19 protein-coding genes are annotated in these 21,848 nt (G+C 60.4%); 12 read left to right on the top strand and 7 right to left on the bottom strand.

Going from position 1 to position 21,848, the window contains the following annotated elements:
- Positions 1-2 precede the first annotated feature (2 nt).
- From betB to yccS, 9 genes are all read left to right on the top strand, one after another.
- A complete protein-coding gene (gene betB / locus AACY44_RS11505; protein ID WP_339415323.1) occupies positions 3-1,475 on the top strand; it encodes a betaine-aldehyde dehydrogenase in 1,473 nt (490 codons plus the stop codon).
- Between the two features lie 128 nt (positions 1,476-1,603).
- Entirely contained in the window at positions 1,604-3,307 is a 1,704-nt protein-coding gene (gene betA, locus AACY44_RS11510) for a choline dehydrogenase (RefSeq protein ID WP_339427662.1), read from the top strand.
- A 180-nt stretch (positions 3,308-3,487) separates the two neighbouring features.
- Complete coding sequence (locus tag AACY44_RS11515; protein ID WP_339415321.1) at positions 3,488-4,930, top strand: TldD/PmbA family protein; 1,443 nt, start codon at positions 3,488-3,490, stop codon at positions 4,928-4,930.
- The gene (locus AACY44_RS11520; protein ID WP_339415320.1) at positions 4,930-6,246 is read left to right on the top strand and encodes a TldD/PmbA family protein; all 1,317 of its coding nucleotides are present in this window, start codon (positions 4,930-4,932) and stop codon (positions 6,244-6,246) included. Before AACY44_RS11515 ends, AACY44_RS11520 begins: the two co-directional genes overlap by 1 nt.
- 288 nt (positions 6,247-6,534) lie before the next feature.
- A complete protein-coding gene (locus AACY44_RS11525) occupies positions 6,535-7,383 on the top strand; it encodes an alpha/beta fold hydrolase (protein ID WP_339415319.1) in 849 nt (282 codons plus the stop codon).
- Positions 7,384-7,418: 35 nt separating this feature from the next.
- Positions 7,419-8,846, top strand: coding sequence for a multidrug transporter subunit MdtD (gene mdtD, locus AACY44_RS11530; protein ID WP_339415318.1), 1,428 nt, complete (start codon positions 7,419-7,421; stop codon positions 8,844-8,846).
- A 205-nt stretch (positions 8,847-9,051) separates the two neighbouring features.
- Complete coding sequence (gene dbpA, locus AACY44_RS11535; protein WP_231982804.1) at positions 9,052-10,389, top strand: ATP-dependent RNA helicase DbpA; 1,338 nt, start codon at positions 9,052-9,054, stop codon at positions 10,387-10,389.
- Positions 10,390-10,544: 155 nt separating this feature from the next.
- A complete protein-coding gene (locus tag AACY44_RS11540; RefSeq protein WP_339415317.1) occupies positions 10,545-11,723 on the top strand; it encodes an NAD(P)/FAD-dependent oxidoreductase in 1,179 nt (392 codons plus the stop codon).
- Positions 11,724-11,846: 123 nt separating this feature from the next.
- Positions 11,847-14,030 carry a YccS family putative transporter gene (gene yccS, locus AACY44_RS11545; RefSeq protein ID WP_339415316.1) on the top strand — a complete coding sequence of 728 codons (2,184 nt, stop codon included), beginning with the start codon at positions 11,847-11,849 and terminating at the stop codon, positions 14,028-14,030.
- Between the two features lie 22 nt (positions 14,031-14,052).
- On the opposite strand, the gene AACY44_RS11550 is transcribed toward yccS, so the two are convergent.
- Positions 14,053-14,790, bottom strand: coding sequence for a substrate-binding periplasmic protein (locus AACY44_RS11550; RefSeq protein ID WP_339530305.1), 738 nt, complete (start codon positions 14,788-14,790; stop codon positions 14,053-14,055).
- A 200-nt stretch (positions 14,791-14,990) separates the two neighbouring features.
- On the opposite strand from AACY44_RS11550, the gene AACY44_RS11555 reads away from it, so the two are divergent.
- Complete coding sequence (locus AACY44_RS11555) at positions 14,991-15,443, top strand: GNAT family N-acetyltransferase (RefSeq protein ID WP_339415314.1); 453 nt, start codon at positions 14,991-14,993, stop codon at positions 15,441-15,443.
- A 113-nt stretch (positions 15,444-15,556) separates the two neighbouring features.
- Here AACY44_RS11555 and AACY44_RS11560 read toward each other — a convergent pair whose 3' ends face one another.
- The 3 genes from AACY44_RS11560 to AACY44_RS11570 are packed head-to-tail and all read right to left on the bottom strand — an operon-like array spanning position 15,557 to position 18,521.
- Positions 15,557-15,853 (bottom strand): winged helix-turn-helix domain-containing protein, encoded by a 297-nt coding sequence (locus AACY44_RS11560; RefSeq protein ID WP_339415313.1) that lies wholly within the window; start codon positions 15,851-15,853, stop codon positions 15,557-15,559.
- A 19-nt stretch (positions 15,854-15,872) separates the two neighbouring features.
- Positions 15,873-16,373, bottom strand: coding sequence for a M48 metallopeptidase family protein (locus AACY44_RS11565; protein WP_065871892.1), 501 nt, complete (start codon positions 16,371-16,373; stop codon positions 15,873-15,875).
- Positions 16,374-16,415: 42 nt separating this feature from the next.
- Positions 16,416-18,521, bottom strand: coding sequence for a putative bifunctional diguanylate cyclase/phosphodiesterase (locus AACY44_RS11570; protein WP_339415312.1), 2,106 nt, complete (start codon positions 18,519-18,521; stop codon positions 16,416-16,418).
- Between the two features lie 310 nt (positions 18,522-18,831).
- On the opposite strand from AACY44_RS11570, the gene AACY44_RS11575 reads away from it, so the two are divergent.
- On the top strand, positions 18,832-19,497 hold the full coding sequence (locus tag AACY44_RS11575) for a polysaccharide lyase family 7 protein (RefSeq protein ID WP_339415311.1): 666 nt from the start codon (positions 18,832-18,834) through the stop codon (positions 19,495-19,497).
- Positions 19,498-19,597: 100 nt separating this feature from the next.
- Positions 19,598-19,888: a fructose-bisphosphate aldolase gene (locus AACY44_RS11580; protein ID WP_339530344.1), complete on the top strand. Its 291-nt coding sequence runs from the start codon at positions 19,598-19,600 to the stop codon at positions 19,886-19,888.
- A gap of 56 nt (positions 19,889-19,944) precedes the next feature.
- On the opposite strand, the gene fba is transcribed toward AACY44_RS11580, so the two are convergent.
- From fba to AACY44_RS11595, 3 genes are all read right to left on the bottom strand, one after another.
- Positions 19,945-21,009 (bottom strand): class II fructose-bisphosphate aldolase, encoded by a 1,065-nt coding sequence (fba, locus tag AACY44_RS11585; RefSeq protein WP_076953202.1) that lies wholly within the window; start codon positions 21,007-21,009, stop codon positions 19,945-19,947.
- Positions 21,010-21,260: 251 nt separating this feature from the next.
- The gene (locus AACY44_RS11590) at positions 21,261-21,593 is read right to left on the bottom strand and encodes an MliC family protein (RefSeq protein ID WP_339415310.1); all 333 of its coding nucleotides are present in this window, start codon (positions 21,591-21,593) and stop codon (positions 21,261-21,263) included.
- A 27-nt stretch (positions 21,594-21,620) separates the two neighbouring features.
- Positions 21,621-21,848: a hypothetical protein gene (locus AACY44_RS11595; protein ID WP_339415309.1), complete on the bottom strand. Its 228-nt coding sequence runs from the start codon at positions 21,846-21,848 to the stop codon at positions 21,621-21,623.

Consider the following 21,848-nt stretch of genomic DNA (forward strand, 5'->3'; position numbering starts at 1 on the left):
TTATGGCCCGTTTCGAACTGCAAAAACTCTACATTGACGGCGGCTACAGCGACGCTGGCAGCGATGCCACTTTCGAAGCCATCAACCCGGCTAACGGTGAAGTTCTCGCCCAAGTGCAACGCGCAACGAAAGAAGACGTTGAGCGTGCCGTGGTCAGCGCCGAGAAAGGCCAGAAAATCTGGGCGGCGATGACCGCCATGGAGCGTTCGCGCATCCTGCGCCGTGCCGTCGACATCCTGCGCGAGCGCAACGATGAACTGGCCGCCCTGGAAACCCTGGACACCGGCAAATCCTTCTCCGAAACCAAGTACGTCGACATCGTCACCGGCGCTGATGTACTGGAGTACTACGCAGGCCTGGTGCCGGCCATCGAAGGCGAGCAGATCCCACTGCGCGACACGTCGTTCGTCTACACCCGCCGCGAGCCGTTGGGCGTGGTCGCGGGTATCGGTGCATGGAACTACCCGATCCAGATCGCCCTGTGGAAATCCGCACCGGCCCTGGCCGCCGGTAACGCGATGATCTTCAAGCCAAGCGAAGTCACCTCGTTGACCACCCTGAAACTGGCCGAGATCTACACCGAAGCTGGCGTTCCGGCTGGCGTGTTCAACGTACTGACCGGCAGCGGCCGTGAAGTCGGCACCTGGCTGACCGAGCACCCGCGCATCGAGAAAGTCTCGTTCACCGGCGGCACCGACACCGGCAAGAAAGTCATGGCCAGCGCTTCGAGCTCGTCGCTCAAAGAAGTGACCATGGAACTGGGCGGCAAGTCGCCATTGATCGTGTTCGAAGACGCCGACCTGGATCGTGCAGCCGACATCGCGATGATGGCCAACTTCTACAGCTCCGGTCAGGTCTGCACCAACGGCACTCGCGTGTTTGTGCCCAAACACCTGCAAGCGGCGTTCGAAGCCAAGATCGTTGAACGTGTTGCGCGCATCCGCGTTGGCAACCCGGAAGACGACAACACCAACTTCGGCCCGCTGGTCAGCTTTGCCCACATGGAAAGCGTGCTGGGCTACATCGCCAAGGGTAAAGAGCAAGGCGCCCGCCTGCTGTGCGGCGGCGACCGCCTGACCGACGGCGACTTCGCCAAAGGCGCCTTCGTGGCCCCGACCGTGTTCACCGACTGCACCGACGACATGGTCATCGTGCGTGAAGAAATCTTCGGCCCGGTGATGAGCATCCTCACCTTTGATACCGAAGAAGAAGTGATCCGCCGCGCCAACGATACCGACTTCGGCTTAGCTGCCGGCCTGGTGACCAAGGACCTGAACCGCGCCCACCGCGTGATTCATCAACTGGAAGCGGGTATCTGCTGGATCAACGCCTGGGGCGAGTCCGACGCCAAGATGCCAGTGGGTGGCTACAAGCAATCCGGTGTGGGCCGTGAGAACGGGATCAGCTCGCTGAACAACTTCACCCGCATCAAATCAGTACAGGTTGAGCTGGGCGATTACGCATCAGTGTTCTGATGAGCCTCGAGCGGCAAGCTTCAAGCTGCAAGTAAAAGCAGTTTGGTTTGCCGCATCTCCCACATGCATCGCTCGCTGCTCTTTCTTGCAGCTTGAAGCTAGGAGCTTGCAGCTCCCCCGGAGTACAAATGACTCAAGAATACGACTACATCATTGTTGGCGCAGGTTCTGCGGGCAACACCTTAGCGACCCGTCTGACCGAAGACGAAGGCGTCACCGTTTTGCTGCTGGAAGCCGGCGGCCCCGACTACCGTCTTGACTTCCGTACCCAGATGCCAGCAGCCCTGGCCTTCCCGCTGCAAGGCCGCCGCTACAACTGGGCCTACGAGACCGAACCAGAGCCACACATGGACGGCCGTCGCATGGAATGTGGTCGCGGCAAGGGCCTGGGTGGTTCTTCGCTGATCAACGGCATGTGCTACATCCGTGGTAACGCCATGGACTACGACAACTGGTCGAAGCTGCCCGGTCTGGAAGACTGGACGTACCTGGACTGCCTGCCGTACTTCCGCAAAGCCGAAACCCGTGACATCGGCCCGAACGACTGGCACGGCGGCGATGGCCCGGTCAGCGTGACCACGCCTAAAGCCGGCAACAACCCGCTGTTCCACGCGATGATTGAGGCTGGCGTACAAGCCGGTTACCCGCGTACCGAAGACTTGAACGGCTACCAGCAAGAAGGCTTTGGCCCGATGGACCGAACTGTCACGCCTAACGGCCGTCGCGCCAGCACCGCGCGCGGTTACCTGGACACGGCTAAAAAGCGTTCGACCCTGACCATCGTCACCCACGCCCTCACCGACAAAGTATTGTTTGAAGGCAAGCGTGCGGTTGGCGTGCGTTACCTGATCGGCGCAGCCGAAGAGCGCGTTGAAGCCCGCGCTCGCAAGGAAGTGCTGGTGTGCAGCGGCGCAATCGCTTCGCCGCAATTGCTGCAACGCTCCGGCGTTGGCCCGGCCAAACTGCTGGAAAGCCTCGACATCCCGGTGGTCCACGACCTACCGGGCGTCGGCGAAAACCTGCAGGACCACCTTGAGCTGTACCTGCAATACGCGTGCACCCAACCGGTGTCGCTGTACCCGTCGCTGCTCTGGTACAACCAGCCGGCCATCGGTGCCGAATGGCTGTTCAACGGCACCGGTATCGGCGCCAGCAACCAGTTCGAAGCAGGCGGGTTCATCCGTTCACGCCCGGAATTCGAATGGCCGAACATCCAGTACCACTTCCTGCCGGTCGCGATTAACTACAACGGCAGCAATGGCGTAAAAGAACACGGTTTCCAGGCGCACATGGGTTCCATGCGTTCGCCAAGCCGTGGCCGCATCCAGTTGAAGTCGAAGAACCCACGGGACTACCCGAGCATCCTCTTCAACTACATGGCTACCGAGCAGGACTGGCAGGAATTCCGCGACGGCATCCGCCTGACGCGTGAAATCATGCAACAGCCGGCACTGGACCCGTTCCGTGGCCGCGAAATCAGCCCAGGTATTGAAGTGCAAACCGATGAGCAGCTGGACAAGTTCATCCGCGAGCACGCCGAAACCGCGTACCACCCGTCCTGCTCGTGCAAGATGGGCACCGACGAGATGGCTGTAGTGGATGGCGAAGGCCGCGTGCATGGCATGCAGGGTCTGCGTGTGGTCGATGCGTCGATCATGCCGATCATCGCCACCGGCAACCTGAACGCGCCGACGATCATGATCGCCGAGAAAATCGCCGACAAGATCCGTGGTCGCCAGCCGCTGCCGCGCAGCACCGCCGACTACTACGTGGCAGGCGATGCGCCGGTGCGTGGCAAGCCGATGCGTGAAGTGGGCCCGACTGCACAGTAACTGATACACCGCGGTGCTCCCTTCGCGAGCAAGCCCGCTCCCACAGTTGATCGGGTTCACACGGTCAAAATGTGGGAGCGGGCTTGCTCGCGAAGGGGCCCGACCATTCACTGCAAAACCTCTCCTTGATCAGCTACTCTGTTTGCCTGCGCGCGACGAGCCGCCCACAAGGAAGGTCCCATGTTCGACCACCACTCCACACTCAAACAGCATTTCAGTGCCCTGCGCACCTCCGCCGAATTCTTCTCCCTGCGTTACGTGCGCGAGTCCGGCCAATACCTGGCCGTGCGCAAGAACGTCGCCGAACCACCCCACATGAACCACGACGAAGGCGCCATGCTCACCGTGCGTCTCAATGGCGTGGAAGCCTACGCCGCGACGCACGACATTTCCCTGCATGGCCTGCAAGCCGCCCTTGCGCGCGCCGAACAGCAAGCCCGGTTGATCAAGCCCCACGCGCTGCTCGACCTGCGCGACCAGCACGTCTCCAGCGATGTGGCGGACTACCTGTCCCCCGACCTTAACCAACCCTTCCCGTCCTTGAGCGACTGCTACCAACTGCTGGGTGACGAATCCGCCGCCGTGCCCAAGGACGAGCGCCTGGTGAACTGGGAAGTCAGCCTCGGCCTGACCCACGTCGAGCAGATCTACCTCAACAACGCGGGCGCCGAACTGCGTCAGGCCCAGCGCTTCGTGTTCCCCGGCGTCAACGTCACGGCCTATGACGGCAACGACAGCCAGAGCCGCACCCTGGGCGGCAGCAACTTCGGCCAGCAAGGCGGCGTTGAGGTGATCAGCCGCTTCGGCCTGATCGGTGCCGCGCCACGCATCGCCGACGAAGCCCTGCAACTGCTGCTCGCACCGAACACCCCCAACGGCCCGCGCGACCTGCTGCTGATGCCCGATCAGATGATCCTGCAGATCCACGAATCCATCGGCCACCCGCTGGAGCTGGACCGCATTCTGGGGGACGAGCGCAATTACGCCGGCACCAGCTTTGTGAAGGCCGGCGACTTCGGCCATCTGCAATATGGCTCCAAGTTGCTCAACGTAACGTTCGACCCGGACATCCCCGAGCAACTCGCCAGCTACCGCCATGACGACGACGGCACCCGCGCCAGCAAGCAGTTCCTGATCCGCGAAGGGCGGTTGCTCAAACCGCTGGGCGGGGCGCTGTCGCAATACCGCTCCGGCATGCCAGGCGTGGCCAACAGCCGGGCCAGCAGTTGGAACCGTGCGCCCATCGACCGCATGGCCAACCTCAACATCGAAGCTGGCGACAAGCGCCTTGCACAACTGATCGGCGGCATAGAAAACGGCATCCTGATGTCGACCAACCGTTCATGGTCCATCGACGATGCGCGCAATAAATTCCAGTTCGGCTGTGAATGGGGCCAATTGATCGAAAACGGTGAGCTGAAAGGTGTGGTGAAGAACCCCAACTACCGGGCTATTTCCGCAAACTTCTGGCGCAATCTCAGTGCGGTTGGCGATGCCAGCACCTTCAAGGTCCTGGGCACGCCGAACTGCGGCAAAGGCGAACCCAACCAGGTGATCCGCGTCGGCCATGCGTCGCCCGCCTGCGTATTCAGTGATGTCGACGTATTTGGGGGAGACGCCTGATGAACAACTTCAAGGCATTGGTGGAGTGGCTCAAGCACGCCATCACCGACCGCGAACAATTCCACCTGGGCTATGCGGATGAAGCGTCCGAGTTCGTGCGTTTCAACCACGCCAAGGTGCGCCAGGCCGGCCAGGTGCAACAGGCCAGCCTCAACCTGAAACTGATCAACGACGGCCGCCACGCCGACCTGGGCATCACCCTGGCAGGCGAGCCGGAGTTGGACCGCCAACGCTTGGCCGATGGCCTGAAACAGCTGCGTGAAACCCTGCCGTTGCTGCCCCAGGATCCGTACCTGTTGCTGAACCACAACGCCTGGCAAAGCAACAACGCACACACCCGACCGCTGCCGGCACTGGCTCAGGTACTGGAAGAGATCAGCCGGGCCGCGCAAGGCGTCGACCTGGTCGGTTTCTATGCGTCGGGCCCCATCAGCCGAGGCTTCGCCAGTTCGTCGGGCGCCTTCGGCTGGCACCAGGCCAATAGTTTCAACTTCGATTTCAGCCTGTTCCACGCCAATGGCGAAGCGGTGAAAGCCAGCTACGCCGGACACACCTGGGACAGCGCCGAGTTTGCCGCGCGCCTCCAGCAGGCCCGCGAACAGCTTGAGTTCCTCGGCCGCCCACTGCACACGCTGGCACCTGGACAATACCGCGCTTACCTCGCCCCGGCGGCGATTGAAGAAATCATCAGCATCATCACCTGGGGTGGGTTTTCCGCCCAGGCCATCGCCAGCAAGGGCAGCTCGCTGCAAAAGCTGTATGCCGGCGAACAGTCCCTGAGCCCGCTGGTGACGGTGGCTGAACAGATCAGCGGTTCCCTGAGCCAGGCGTTTTCCACCGAAGGTTACCCACGCGGCGATGTCACGCTGATCAATGCGGGGAAAGCCGATGGCCAACTGATCAACTCACGCAGCGCTGCCGAATACGGCTTGAGTACCAATGGCGCGAGCAGTGATGAATCGCCCAGCGCCTTGCAGATGGCTGCCGGTAGCCTGGCCCAGGCCGATATTCTCAAGCAGTTGGGCACCGGGCTGTACATCAGCAACCTGTGGTACCTGAACTACTCGGACCTGCCGGCGGCACGCCTGACCGGCATGACGCGCTTCGCCACCTTCTGGGTGGAAGACGGCGAGATCAAGGCGCCGGTGAGTACCATGCGGTTTGATGACAGCATCTATAGCCTGCTTGGTTCGCAGTTGGAAGCGCTGACCGTTGACAGGGAATTGCTGCTGTCGGCGAGTACGTATAGCCAGCGCAACACCGCCTCCAACTTATTGCCAGGCGCCTTGGTAAAACGCCTGACGTTGACCCTGTAAACACAATCCCCTTGTGGGAGCGGGCTTGCCCGCGATGGCGACGTGTCAGTCAACACAACTGGTGACTGACCCACCGCCTTCGCGAGCAAGCCCACTCCCACATTGGGTTGTGTTGATTTCAGACACGTCTGGTCTGCCCCTTCCTACCGTCAAATCCCATCCCGCACGTGTTCCCGCATGCTCTGTTGTCGCCCGCAGAAAACCTCGCTATAACGGTTAGTGGCACACCGCTACCCCACAGGAAGTACTGCATGCACTTGCCCGGTATGGGCAAGCCGGAGCATTGACATGGACCATGGAAGTTTCGTCATACAAAAGCTGTTCAAGCACTACAACGTTCACGTCGAGCTGCTAGGTAACAATCCGCAGAAAAAAACCGTGCTGATGGTCAATGGCGCGCTGTCCACCACGCGCTCATTTGCGCGCACCAGCAAATGTCTGGCGGAACACTTCAATGTGTTGCTGTTCGACTTGCCATTCTCCGGCTATTCCCGCGAGCACAACACTGACCTCGACTTGGTGACCAAGGACGACGAGGTGCACATGCTGCGCGCATTGGTCGAACGCTTTCACGTCAACCACCTGGTGTCAGCCTCCTGGGGCGGTATCTCCACGCTGCTGACCCTGGCGCACAACCCACCGTCCATTGAAAGCTCGGTGGTGATGGCCCTGGCGCCCAACCTCAACCAAGCCATGCTCGACTATGTGGAGCGTGTGCGCGTACTGATCGAGGCGGATGACAAGTCTGCCGTCGGCCACTTGCTCAATGAAACCGTGGGCAAATACCTGTCACCTCGGCTCAAGCGCAACAACCATCGGCACCTGTCGAGCATGGCGACCACCGAATACCGCCAGGCGCGTTTTCATATCCACCAAGTGCTGGCTCTGGGCGATGGCAACTACTTGCCGGCACTCCGGCAGATTGAAACGCCGGTGCACTTTCTCAATGGCGCGCTGGACGAATACACCCCCGCCGCCGAGGCGCAGCTATTCAAGCACTACGTGGGGCGCAGCAGCTTTGCTGTGGCCGAACATACTGGGCATTTGCTCGACCTCGAATCCAGCGAAGCCGCCGTGGCGGTGCACCGCGAACTGCTGGATTTCCTGGTGGGAAAAGGCGCGACGGATGGCGCATAATCGCCAACACATAGCCTGCTAACAAAAGGTTTTCCATGCCGAACCGCGTCCCGCTTGATGCCAAGACCGCCCGCTGGCTGCCCTGGGTGGTAGCGATTGCCTTCTTCATGCAGTCGCTGGACGGGACGATCCTGAACACCGCACTGCCGGCCATGGCACGGGACCTCGCGGAAAACCCGCTGCGCATGCAAGGGGTGGTGATCGCCTACATGCTCACCGTCGCCTTGCTGATCCCGGCCTCGGGCTGGATCGCCGACCGCTTCGGCACCAAGAAAATCTTCTTCTGCGCAATCATGCTGTTCAGCATGGGCTCGCTGCTGTGCGCCTTGTCCAACAGCTTGAGCATGCTGGTGGGTGCGCGGGTGATCCAGGGGTTGGGCGGTGCGCTGATGCTGCCGGTTGGACGGTTGGTGGTGTTACGCGCGTACCCCCGCTCCGAACTGGTACGCATCATGGGCTTCATTACCATCCCCGGGCTGCTCGGCCCATTGCTTGGGCCGACCATGGGCGGCTGGATGGTGCAATACCTGACCTGGCACTGGATCTTCTTGATCAACTTGCCGGTGGGCATGATCGGCTGCTACGCCGTGTGGAAATTTATCCCCGACCTGCGCGGCAGTGAGCGCACGCGATTCGATGGGATCGGCTTCCTGTTGTTTGGCGCCGCGATGGTGCTGATCACCATCGCCATGGAAGGCCTGGGCGAATTGCACCTGCCGCACCTGCGCGTGATGTTGCTGCTGTTTGGCGGGCTTGCCTGCCTCGCGGCCTATTGGCTGCGCGCCGGGCATATCGATAACCCGTTGTTTTCGCCAGTGCTGTTCAAGACCCGTACCTTTGCCGTGGGCATTCTCGGTAACCTGTTTGCGCGCCTGGGCAGCGGCGCCCTGCCGTTCCTGGTGCCGCTGCTGTTGCAGGTGGCGCTGGGTTATTCGCCGTCGGAAGCCGGGATGAGCATGTTGCCTCTGGCGGCGGCGGCGATGTTTGCCAAGTCCGTTGCGCGGCCGCTGATCGAACGCCTGGGCTACCGCATCGTGCTGACCGGCAACACCCTGGCGCTGGGCATCATGCTGGCGAGCATGGGGCTGGTCACTGAAAACACGCCGTACCCGCTGCTGCTGGGGATGCTGGCGGTGCTGGGGGCGATCAACTCCCTGCAATTCACCGCAATGAACACCGTTACGTTGATCGACCTTGATGACGCCCAGGCCAGCAGCGGCAACAGTTTACTGTCGGTGGTGGCGCAACTGTCGCTGAGCCTCGGGGTGGCCTGCGCCGGTGCATTGCTGGGTGGATTTACGGCCGAAACCGGCAACGATGGTGTGGAAAGCGTACTCGGCGCCTTCCAGCTGACCTTCCTTACGGTGGGCATCATGGCGATGCTGGCGGCGGCGATCTTCCTGCAATTGTCGCCAAAAGACGGCAAACGTGTGGCCAGCCCGGAGCAGCATATTGAGCATTGAAGCAGCTGCAAGCTTCAAGCTTCAAGCTGTAAGCCTCAAGCTTGCCGCTTGCAGCTCGTAACTTGCCGCTGGCCCCCTGCTCCTCGTCGAGAACATATAAAGAAACTCAAAGGGGCCTGCTACACTGCGCGACATTTTGTTTTGCAGAGCCAGTCCCGTGACTACCATCGCCACCGCTTTTAATACTTTGCCCCTGTCCGCCGCCATGCTGGCTAACCTCGACTCGCTGGGTTATGTCGAGATGACGCAGATCCAGGCGCAAAGCTTGCCGGTGATCCTCAAAGGGCTGGACCTGATTGCCCAGGCCAAGACCGGCAGCGGCAAGACCGCTGCGTTCGGCATCGGCCTGTTGAACCCGATCAACCCGCGCTACTTCGGCTGCCAGGCCCTGGTGATGTGCCCGACCCGTGAGCTGGCCGACCAGGTCGCCAAGGAAATCCGTCGCCTGGCCCGTGCCGAAGACAACATCAAGGTGCTGACCCTGTGCGGCGGCGTGTCCCTCGGCCCACAGATCGCGTCCCTGGAACACGGCGCCCACGTCATCGTCGGCACCCCAGGCCGCATCCAGCAGCACCTGCGCAAGGGTTCGCTGGTACTCGACGGCCTGAACACGCTGATTCTCGACGAAGCCGACCGCATGCTCGATATGGGCTTCTACGACGCCATCGAAGACATCATCAGCAAGACCCCGCCGCGCCGCCAGACCCTACTGTTCTCGGCCACCTACCCGGTGAGCATCAAGCAGTTGGCCTCGAAATTCATGCGGGCGCCGCAACAAGTGAAGGCCGAAGCCTTCCACTCCGACGACCAGATCGAGCAGCGTTTCTACGAGATCTCGCCGGAAGAGCGCATGGACGCCGTGACCAAGGTACTGGCGCACTTCCGCCCGGCATCGTGCGTGGCGTTCTGCTTTACCAAGCAGCAAGTGCAGGAAACCGTGGATCACCTGACGTCCAAGGGCATCAGCGCCGTTGGCCTGCATGGCGATCTGGAACAGCGTGACCGTGACCAAGTGTTGGCGATGTTCGCCAACCGCAGTACCTCGGTGCTGGTAGCGACCGACGTGGCCGCCCGTGGCCTGGACATTGACTCGCTGGACATGGTGATCAACGTCGAACTGGCCCGCGACTCGGAAATCCACATCCACCGCGTCGGCCGTACCGGTCGTGCCGGTGAGACCGGCATCGCGATCAGCCTGGTTGCACCGTCAGAAGCGCACCGCGCCCAGGCGATCGAGCAGTTGCAGAAGTCGCCGTTGAACTGGGACCAACTGGACAACCTCAAGCCACAAAGCGGTGGTCCGTTGCTGCCGGTGATGAGCACCCTGTGCATTGCTGCCGGGCGCAAAGACAAGGTTCGCCCAGGCGACATCCTCGGCGCGCTGACCGGTGATGCGGGCATTCCGGGGGCCCAGGTTGGCAAGATCGCGATCTTTGATTTCCAGGCGTTCGTGGCCGTGGAGCGCGGGATCGCCAAGCAGGCATTGCAGCGCTTGAATGATGGCAAGATCAAAGGCCGTTCGTTGCGCGTGCGGATCCTGTAAAGCTTTCCCGTCCAATGGAGATCCGATGTGTGCGGGCTTGCTCGCGAAGGCGGTATATCAGTCAAAAATATAATGACTGACACACCGCCTTCGCGAGCAAGCCCGCTCCCACATTTGACTGTATTCCAAATCAGAAAATGTACGAGGACACCGTTTTGCGCTCGACCGAAGTTGTGATCATTGGCGCCGGCGCCGCAGGCTTGATGTGCGCACTGACCGCCGCCGGGCGTGGGCGCAAGGTGATGCTGATCGACCATGCGAACAAGGCCGGCAAGAAGATCCTGATGTCCGGCGGTGGCCGCTGCAATTTCACCAATATGTACACCGAGCCGGCCAATTTTCTTTCGCACAACGCGCACTTCTGCAAGTCCGCCCTGGCGCGCTACACCCAGTGGGATTTTATCGGTCTGGTGGCCAAGCACGGCGTGCCGTACCACGAGAAAAAGCTCGGCCAGCTGTTCTGCGATAACAAGTCCAGCGACATTCTCGGGATGCTGCTGGACGAGTGCATCCAGACCGGTGTGAGCATGCACCTGGACACGTCGATCCAGGAGATTGCCAAAGTCGACAATGGTTACCAGTTGCAGACCACGCTGGGTGAGCTGCGCTGCGAGTCTTTGGTGATTGCCACGGGCGGCTTGTCGATTCCAACCCTCGGCGCGACCGGTTTCGGCTATCAAGTCGCCAAGCAATTCGGTCATGAGTTGCTACCGACCCGCGCCGGGCTTGTGCCGTTCACCATCACCGACCAGCTCAAGGACTTGTGCGCAGAGCTGTCCGGCACCTCGGTGGATTGCCTGGTCAGCTGCAACGACCAGAGCTTTCGCGAGAACATCCTGTTTACCCACCGCGGCCTGAGCGGGCCGGCGATTCTGCAGATTTCCTCTTACTGGGAGTCCGGCGACACGGTGGAGATCAACCTGCTGCCTGACCACGACGCCCACAGTTGGCTGCAACAGCAACAGACCGAGCGCCCTAACAGCGAGCTGAAAACCCTGCTGGGCGAGATCTTCACCAAGAAGATGGCCAACCTGCTGGCAGAGACCTGGTTTGTGTCCAAGCCGATGAAGCAGTACACCCACGCCGAGATTGCCGATATCGCGCAAAAGCTCGGCAGTTGGCAACTGGTGCCGGCGGGCACCGAGGGCTATCGCACGGCCGAAGTGACGTTGGGTGGGGTGGACACGCGGGAAGTGTCTTCCAAGACCATGGAGTCGCTGAAAAGCCCCGGTTTGTACTTTATTGGTGAAGTGTTGGATGTGACCGGTCACCTGGGTGGCTTTAACTTCCAGTGGGCGTGGGCCTCAGGTTACGCGGCCGCACAATATGCCTGACACAATGCGGTAAAACATGTGGTGTGCCAGTGAATAATTTGCTGTCAGATGTGATCACCACCCTTGCCGTGGCGTCATTACTGGCTCAATTTAACGGCATCGTCCCGGAAGACTCCAGCCTTCATGTCATCGACCTCGTTCAAGCAGTCCATGCGGCGCCTGTGGGCGCTGGATAAATTCAGCTACAGCATACGGGTGTTCATCGCCCTCACCGGCAGCATGGCGTTGTGCTGGTATCAGGATGAAATGACGCTGCTGATCCCGCTGTTCCTGGGGATTATCGCCAGCGCCCTGGCCGAGACCGACGACAGTTGGCAGGGCCGCCTCAACGCCCTGGCAGTGACGCTGGTGTGTTTCAGCATTGCCGCGCTGTCGGTGGAACTGCTGTTCCCTTATCCCTGGATTTTCGCGATCTCCCTGGCCCTGGCCACCTTCTGCCTGACCATGCTCGGCGCCTTGGGCGAACGTTATGGCGCGATTGCCTCGGCGACATTGATTTTGTCGGTGTACACCATGATCGGTGTGGACCAACGCGGTGGCGCCGTCTCCGATTTCTGGCACGAGCCGCTGCTGCTGGTGGCCGGCGCCGCCTGGTACGGCGTGCTGTCAGTCCTGTGGCAGGCGCTGTTTTCCAACCAGCCGGTGCAGCAGAGCCTGGCACGGCTGTTTCGCGAACTGGGGCGTTACCTCAAGCTCAAGTCGTCACTGTTTGAACCGATTCGCCAGCTGGATGTAGAGGCGCGACGCCTGGAACTGGCCCAGCAAAACGGCCGGGTGGTGGCGGCGCTCAATGCGGCGAAGGAAATCATCCTGCACCGCGTGGGCAATGGCCGCCCAGGCTCGAAAGTCAGCCGTTACCTGAAGCTGTACTTCCTCGCCCAGGACATCCACGAACGCGCCAGCTCATCCCACTACCCTTACAACGCGCTGGCCGAAGCCTTCTTCCACAGTGATGTGCTGTTCCGTTGCCAGCGCCTGCTGCGCCAACAGGGCAAGGCCTGTCAGGCCCTCGCCGAGTCGATCCAACTGCGCCAACCGTTCATCTATGACGACAGCTTCGCCGAAGCGCTGGGCGACTTGAATGCGTCGCTGGAACACCTGCGCATCCAGAGCAACCCGGCCTGGCGCGGCCTGCTGCGGTCGTTGCGCGCCCTCGCGGCCAACCTGTCCACACTCGACCGCCTGCTGGGCGACGCCAGTAACCCCGACAGGCTGGCTGATGCCACCGACAGCAACCTGCTGGACCGTGCTCCGCGCAACCTCAAGGAAATGTGGACGCGGTTGCGCACCCAACTCACGCCGACATCACTGCTGTTCCGCCATGCCTTGCGCCTGTCCCTGGCGTTGACCATTGGCTACGGCACCCTGCATGCCATCCACGCCTCCCAAGGCTACTGGATCATCCTCACCACGCTGTTCGTGTGCCAGCCCAACTACGGCGCGACACGGCGCAAGCTCGGCCAACGGATCATCGGCACCGCCATCGGCCTCACTGTGGCCTGGGCACTGTTCGACCTGTTCCCGAGCCCCCTGGTGCAGTCGATGTTCGCCATCGCCGCCGGCCTGGTGTTCTTTATCAACCGTACTACCCGCTACACGCTGGCCACGGCCGCCATCACCCTGATGGTGCTGTTCTGCTTCAACCAGGTGGGTGATGGTTACGGGCTATTCCTGCCACGCCTGTTCGATACCTTGCTCGGCAGCTTGATTGCGGGCCTGGCGGTATTCCTGTTCCTGCCGGACTGGCAGGGCCGACGCCTGAACAAGGTGCTGGCCAACACACTGACCTGCAACAGCATCTACCTGCGCCAGATCATGCAGCAATACGCCGCCGGCAAGCGCGACGACCTGGCCTACCGCCTGGCCCGTCGCAATGCGCACAACGCCGATGCGGCGCTGTCCACCACCTTGGCGAACATGCTGATGGAGCCGGGGCACTTCCGGAAGGAGGCGGACGTGGGTTTCCGCTTCCTGGTGCTCTCGCACACCTTGCTCAGTTACTTGTCAGGGCTGGGCGCGCATCGCGAAACACAGTTGCCGGCCGAGGTGCGCGAACACCTGATCGACGGCGCCGGTAATACCTTGGCGGCGAGCATCGATGAAGTCGCTACAGCGCTGGCGAACAAACAACCGATTGCGATTCAAAGCGATGCCGAGGAAGCGTTGGCGGCCGATCTGGAGCAGATGCAGGATGAGATTGATGAAGGGCAGCGGTTGGTGCAGACGCAGTTGGCGTTGATTTGTCGGCAGTTGGGGCCGCTGCGCACGTTGGCGGCGCATCTGATCAAAGACACCAGCGCGGCCTAGACCGCTTTCGCTAGCAAGAGCCCTACATCCCATGCTGCTTCATCAATCGCGCATAACTCCCATCCGCCTTCATCCTGGCAATTTCCCGATCAAAGCTGGCGACAATCTGCGCATGCTCAGGGTTTTTCAGGCTGACCAGAATATGCAGGCTGTTTTGACTCAGCGGCTTGGGTAAAAACTCCACCGCATCGCGCACCCGTGCCGACTCCCGGGAAAGGTAAAAACGCGCCACATATTCATCCTCCACGGTCATCCGAACCCGCTGCGCCGCGAGCATGCGCACGGCCATGGCGAAGTTATGCACAGGGACTTTGTGCAACTGCGCGTCCCCATCGAACGCCGCCGAATAGGCATACCCGCGCACCACAGCGATGGGGTAGTCGTGCAGTTGCTCAAGGTTCTGGAAATCGATGGGGTCGTCGCGGCGCTTGATGAAACGCACGCGGTTGAGCAGGTACTCGCCGGAGAACTGCCCCAGTTGAGTGCGGGCATCGTCGTACCAGGCGTTGACCAGCACGTCGTAGCGCCCATCGCCCACGCCCAACAACGCACGGGCCCAGGGCACCTGTTCAAAATCACTGGCATACCCCGCACGGGCCAACGCGGTGCTGACGATATCGGTGGCAAGCCCGCCGTTGATCAACGTGGCGTCAGTAAAAGGTGGCCACGCATCCGCTACCAGGCGCAAACGCTGTGCAAAGGCCGGCTGGGCCAGCAACAACACTCCAATCAAAGCAACGGCACGAGAGAATCGCGGCATGCTCAAGTCCTAGGCAGGCAGGCGGTGGCCTTAGCTCAGGCAGCGCCTGAGGCTCTAACAGTAGCTCAGATTACACAAAGAAACCGGCGCCGAGCGCACTCAATGATGGCAATTTGATTTCACTCACAAAAATAACGAATTTAGACACACACGGCGGTCGCGCTTACTATCCGGAACAGACATTTATAAGAGAACACGTCATGACAGTTGAATGGGTCTGCAAACATCACGACGACTTGGGCAAGGAGCAGCTTTACGCCATCTTGCGCTTGCGCAACGAGGTCTTTGTCGTGGAGCAAAAATGCCTTTACCAGGATCTCGACGGGCAGGACTTGTCGGGCGACACCCACCACCTGATGGCCTGGCAGGATGATCAACTCGTGGCGTACCTGCGCCTGCTGGACCCGGAGTCCCAGGGCGGCGATGTGGTGATCGGCCGAGTGATTGTGGCGCCCGTGGCGCGCGGCACCGGACTGGGGCATCGGATGATGGAAGAGACGCTAGAGCGGATTGCCGATATATGGCCGCAGACGCCGATGTTTCTGTCAGCCCAGGCGCATTTGCAGGGGTACTACGAGCGGTATGGGTTCGTGGTGGCGGGTGAGGAGTATTTGGAAGATGACATTCCACATATTGGAATGCGGCGCGCTTGAGGGCCTCTTCGCGAGCAAGCCCGCTCCCACATTTGACCGGTTACTACCTTTGGAATGCGGTCGAATGTGTGCGGGCTTGCTCGCGAAGGCGTCAGCCCAGACAGCGCCGACCTTCAGGGATACCCCAACACCTGCTTGATCACCGCCAGATTCTCCTCGATCCAAACCCGATCAATCGCCCCCCAGCTGCGAATCCGATAGTGCCCCGCATGATTGCGCGCACCGTCCTCCTGCTCGAACTCACACACGATATCCAGGTCGGCCAACGCCGCAATCGTATCCTGCGCCGTGCGCCGGGGCATGCCGGTGGTGTCGGTCAGCGCCGGGACGTTGCTCGCCTGCCCACTGTCGATCAGGTAGGCCACATACAGGCGGCGGTAAAAGCTGCTCTTGGTCTTGCTCACATCCATCGTCGGTCGCCTTGTGCGGTCAGGGTTTGCCCTGCAGGTCGCGGTACGTGAGGTAGACCCGCAGGTCGAATTCCACCTGGTGGTAGCCCGGCATCATGTACTCACAGAGTTTGTAGAACGCCTTGTTGTGGTCCGATTCCTTGAAGTGGGCCAGTTCGTGTACCACGATCATGCGCAGGAACTCTGGCGCGGCCTCCTTGAACAGCGCAGCAATGCGGATCTCTTTCTTGGATTTCAAATTGCCGCCCTGCACCCGCGAGATCGTGGTGTGCAGGCCGAGAGCGCGATGAGTCAGGTCCAGGCGGTTATCGAACAACACTTTGTCGATGGCCGGCGCATTACGCAGGTGTTCCTGCTTCAAGGCCAACGCGTAGGCGTACAGGGCCTTGTCGCTCTGCACGGCGTGGCGTTCAGGGTAACGTTGCTCCAAGTAAGCACCCAGCTGGTCCTTGGCGATCAGCTGGCGCACTTGCTCTTGGAGAGCGGTGGGATAAGCCTGGAGGTACTTCAGCGCGGTCATGGGGTCTGCAACAGGGTTCGGATGGGCGCCAGTGTAGCGAATTCAGCGCACGCGGGCGCGCGACCAGTTGGCGACTTCCTCGGCCATCAATGGCTGCGCCGCCAATGGGCCCTGGATAAACGCGCACCCATTGGCCCTGAGCCATTGAGCCTGTTCTTGGGTTTCTACGCCTTCGGCGATCACCAGCACATCGAAATGCCCGCATAGCTCGATAATGCTACGGGCCATCACCGCATCCCGTGCGGAGCCCGGCAAGCGAGCGACCAATTGCGGGTCGAGCTTGAGGGTGTCGAACGCTAAATCGCGAAGATGCGCCAGGGAACAGTTGCCTAAACCAAAATCGTCCAGCGCAGTGCGCACACCGAGCTGGCGCAGCAACTTCAGTTGCTTGGTCGACTCTTCCAGGTTACTCATCAGGCTTTCTTCGCTGATTTCCACCTCCAGCTGGCGCCCCTGCAACCCATGTCGATCGAGTACCTGCTGCAGTTGGGTCGCCAGGTTGGGCATATTGAACTGGTTACTGCTCAGGCTCACGCTCAGCACCAGCTCATCATCAAAGCTGGCTTGCCATGCCTGACGCTGGGCGGCGACCTGCTGGTAAATCCAGGCGCTCAGTTGGCTGATCAACCGCGCTTCTTCCAGCAACGGCAAGAACAACCCAGGCGGCACATCGCCAACACTCGGATGCTGCCAGCGCAACAGTGCTTCGACACCGCGCAAACGCCCGTCATCCAGGGACACCTGAGGCTGATACACCAAGATGAAATCCTTGTTGTGTATCGCCGTGCGCACGCTGTCTTCCAGCATCAGGCGCGAACGGGCGCGGCCGTTCATTTCCTGGTCGTAATAGCGATACTGCTGACGGCCCGCCCGCTTGGCCTCGTACATGGCGATGTCGGCGGCGCGCATCAGGCCATTCAAGTCCGAGCCGCAATCCGGAAAAGTAGCGATACCAATACTGACGCCGAGCATCACGTCCAGGCCGTCCACCTGATGGCAGATCGACACACGCTCGATCAGTTTTTCCGCAATCTTCGCCGCCTGTTCTGGGAATTCCAACTCCAGCAGCGCGGTGAATTCATCGCCGCCCATGCGCCCGAGAATGTCGTAGGAGCGCAGGCAACGCTGCAATTGCTCCGACACCCAACGCAGTACCCGGTCGCCTGCGTCATGCCCCAGGGAGTCGTTGACCCGTTTGAAGCCATCCAGGTCCAGGTACAGCAACACCAGGGCCTGGTCAGTTCGCTCGCTGCGCAGCAGGGTGTTCTCCACTGCCTGGTGGAAACCGCGCCGGTTCAGCAGCCCGGTCAACGGATCCGTAACGGCCTGGAACTCCAGTTGCTGATGCAGGTGGCGAACCTCGGACATGTCCAGCACCGTCACTACCATCGCCTTCTGCTCGGCGGGCAACGGCGCGCAAGACAACGCAACCGGCACCTGCTGGCCACGATTGGTACGCAGGAGCGCATCGTGCAGGCGCCAGGTGTCACTCTGGCGGTAAGCGGCATACATCAGCGAGTCCGGCCAGGTCGGCACATGAGGTTTTTGCAGGAACCCCAGGAACTCCTGGCCCTGCAGTTCGTCCATCGTGGCATTGAGCAAGCGTGATATCGCCGGGTTGGCGTACTCGATCACGCCCTCCTCACTCACCACAAGGATGCCTTCGGCGGCGTTATCCAACACCGAGGCATTAAAGGCGCGAGCGGACTCCAAATCATGACTCAGGCGCTGCAAGGCCCGGCGATTGCGCTGATGCTCCAGCAACGCCTGGACCTTGGGCTTGAGCATATGCGGGTCGAAGGGTTTGAACAGGTAATCGATGGCGCCACTGGCGTAGCCCTCCAGCACTGCGGCGGGAGATTGGGCGTTGGCACTGAGGAAGATGATCGGCGTCATCTGCGTACGCTGGCTGCCGCGCATCAGGCGGGCCACTTCAAAGCCATCCATGCCGGGCATCATCACATCCAGCAACACCAGGTCGACTTCGTGCGCCAGCAACAACTCCAAGGCCTCTAAGCCGGAGCTCGCAGTGACGACCTTCCAATCGTCACGCTGTAAAAGTGCACGCATGCTGATCAGGTTTTCCGGATAGTCATCGACCACCAAGAGAACTGAATTGCCATCGCCGTGGTGTGGAGCGCATTCCATGCTACGAATCTTCCTTAGGAGCTGCTCCGGTCACTTCTGGGAAAAAACCCGGACAAACAATGAGGCCTCACTCTATCCTCGGTTCCGAAAAATCAGAAGTAACAGCAGTGCCATCATTGCGCCAATTTTCAGGAAGCCGACTAACGGTCAGTGTCTGGAGCCCGCGGGTCATGGGAGACATGGCTTTTTGACGCTTGGTTGACGCCAATAAATCGCCAAAAATATTTAACAAGACGGTTAACACCACCTATAAAGAACTTGTCTGGCCCAAGGGCCATAGCCTACACCTCTCTGTAAAAAGGCCTACGCCATGATTGACCTTTCCACCTGGAACCTCAGCATTCCTGTCGGCTCCCCGCCTGCCACCATCGAAACCTCCAAACTGATGAGCGGATTCAAGGACCAATATTTCCAGGCCGAAGGCAGCAGCGTGCAATTCTGGACACCCGTGACCGGTACCCGCACCGAAAACGCCGTTTACCCGCGCAGCGAATTGCGCGAAACCTACGCCGACGGGCGCCTGCGCAACTGGACCTATCCGGATGCGGACAACTTTCTGCGCGCCACCCTGGCCGTCAATCAGGTACCGTCCACCGGCAAGATAGTGATCGGGCAGATCCATGCCTATGACAGCCAGAAACCGCTGATCAAGCTGGAGTACCAATTCAAGGAAAAAACCCAGACCGGCAACATCGTCGCCAAGGTGCGCATGCGCCCGGATGACGGTGAAAGTCGGGTGATTACCGTCGCGTCGAATGTGCCGCTGGAGAAGAGCTTTACCTATGTGATCAACCTCAACAAAGCCGGGCTGCTAAGTGTGTATGCGGCGGATGGAGAGTGGAATGAACGCATTGGTGCGGCGTGGGGGTCAAAGCCGTTGTACTTCAAGGCTGGGGCGTACGTGCAGGACAACAGTGGGAATACCAAGGAAGGCGCGCGGGTGACGTTTGCTAAATTGGATATTGATCACGAGTAAGCATCGACTCCTGTCTTGTAGGCCTAGTCCTAACGAGCCCACAGATCATTCGCACTCTTGAATACGCCAACGATTCGTGTGGGAGCCGGGCTTGCCCGCGATGACGGTGTATCAGCCGGCATCCTCAGAGACTGACACGCCGCCATCGCGGGCAGCCTTGCTCTTAATCGACAGCGACGCCCCGTTGCGGGACCGCCATTCCTGCTTGCGAGAACGTCTCAACGCCGTCCTCGAACACCTCAACCTGATGGCCTGCTCCAGCCTGCCGGACGTTGGCAAACGCGACCTGAACAACGTAGCCAATACGGCGCGCATTCTGGTGCAGGACGTGAGTGATGTATTCCGGGTGATCGAGCACCGAAGCTTCGATACAGCTGACGCCGCTTTATAAAGTCCATCCGAAAAAAAGCCCGCATCGCTGCGGGCTTCTTTTTAAATGCCTAAGGCTTAATTCACCTTAGCGTTCAACTCACCTTTCAAATACCGCTGATACATCGCCTCCAACGAAACCGGCTTGATCTTCGAAGCATTACCCGCCGTACCAAACGCTTCATAACGCGCGATACACACATCACGCATGGCGGTCACGGTGGCGCCGAAGAATTTACGTGGGTCGAACTCGCTCGGGTTGGTCGCCATCAAACGACGCATTGCGCCGGTGGAGGCCAGGCGCAGGTCGGTGTCGATGTTGACCTTGCGCACGCCGTACTTGATGCCTTCGACGATCTCTTCAACCGGCACGCCGTAGGTTTCTTTAATGTCGCCGCCGTACTGGTTGATGATCGCCAGCCACTCTTGCGGGACCGAGGACGAACCGTGCATCACCAGGTGGGTGTTGGGGATGCGTTTGTGGATTTCTTTGATGCGGTCGATGGCCAGTACGTCGCCGGTCGGTGGCTTGGTGAACTTGTAGGCGCCGTGGCTGGTGCCGATGGCGATGGCCAGGGCGTCAACTTGGGTCTTCTTCACGAAGTCGGCGGCTTCTTCAGGGTCGGTCAGCATTTGGCTATGATCCAGCACGCCTTCAGCGCCGATGCCGTCTTCTTCGCCGGCCATGCCGGTTTCCAGGGAACCCAGGCAACCCAGTTCGCCTTCAACCGACACGCCGCAGGCGTGGGCCATGGCCACGGTTTGTTGGGTCACGCGTACGTTGTAGTCGTAGTCGGTTGGGGTCTTGCCGTCTTCGCCGAGGGAGCCGTCCATCATCACCGAGCTGAAGCCCAGTTGGATCGAGCGCTGGCACACGTCAGGGCTGGTGCCGTGGTCCTGGTGCATGCACACCGGGATGTGCGGGAATTCTTCGATCGCGGCGAGGATCAGGTGACGCAGGAACGGTGCACCGGCGTATTTGCGCGCACCGGCGGAAGCCTGGACGATAACGGGGGAGTCGGTCTTGTCAGCGGCTTCCATGATGGCGCGCATCTGCTCAAGGTTGTTGACGTTAAAGGCTGGGACGCCGTAGCCGAACTCGGCTGCGTGGTCCAGCATTTGACGCATGCTGATAAGTGCCATTGTGTTGTCTCTCCCGGTCGAGGGTCGTTAATCGTGCAAGCCTGCCGTAGCGGCGGCTGCTATTCAAGTTATTGCCGGTCAGGTTTTGTAGGCCTGGCCTGCTGAATCGTTATTGCAGTGTCAGGTTCGCAACTTATGTCACTTTGGAACCGGATTTACTGTGGGAGCGGGCTTGCTCGCGAAAGCGGTGTGTCAGCTAACACATGCATTACAGACCCACCGGCTCCCACATTTGATTTTCATTGATCTCACTATTGGGCCTTGCAGCCGCGCCCAATCAAATCATCCGTGGCGACCCAGTAAACCAGGCCTTCCTCACCTTTTGTGTGAAACGCCAATTGGTCGTTGGCATACAGCACGCCCGAGGCGGCCACGTCCTGTTTGAGGCGGTAGATCTGGGCGGAACCGCCAAGGCGAACATCCACCTCGGATTTAGCCGGGTTGGCAAAGCGCCAGTTGACCTCGGCCTTGCTGTCGCAGGTCCAGGTGGTCCACTTATCGGCAGTTTCTGCCTTGTTAAACATGTCCATGCTACTGCAGCCGGCCAACAAGGCCAGGGCTGCCAGGGCGAAAGCGCTTTTCATTGCCAATCCTCAAGTTGATCAGACCCGTCAAGGGCAACCCTGTTCCTGACCGTTGGGCGCGGAGTCGTATTGCTCCAGCCGCTCGTTGCCAATTCGCTTGTTAATCACCGGCATGGTCTCGGCTTGCCAGTCAGCCTGGTAGCAGCTTTTTTTCGGCTGCGCTCCAGGCTTTCCAGGCTCAGGCGCCGTGCTTGGCGTGCTACCGCAGCCGACCAGCAGGCCCGCTGCGATCACCAACGCCAATGACTTGATCAT

Origin of the sequence: Pseudomonas sp. RA_15y_Pfl1_P11, assembly GCF_963970975.1 — a bacterium.
GTDB classification, from domain to species: Bacteria; Pseudomonadota; Gammaproteobacteria; order Pseudomonadales; family Pseudomonadaceae; genus Aquipseudomonas; species Aquipseudomonas tritici.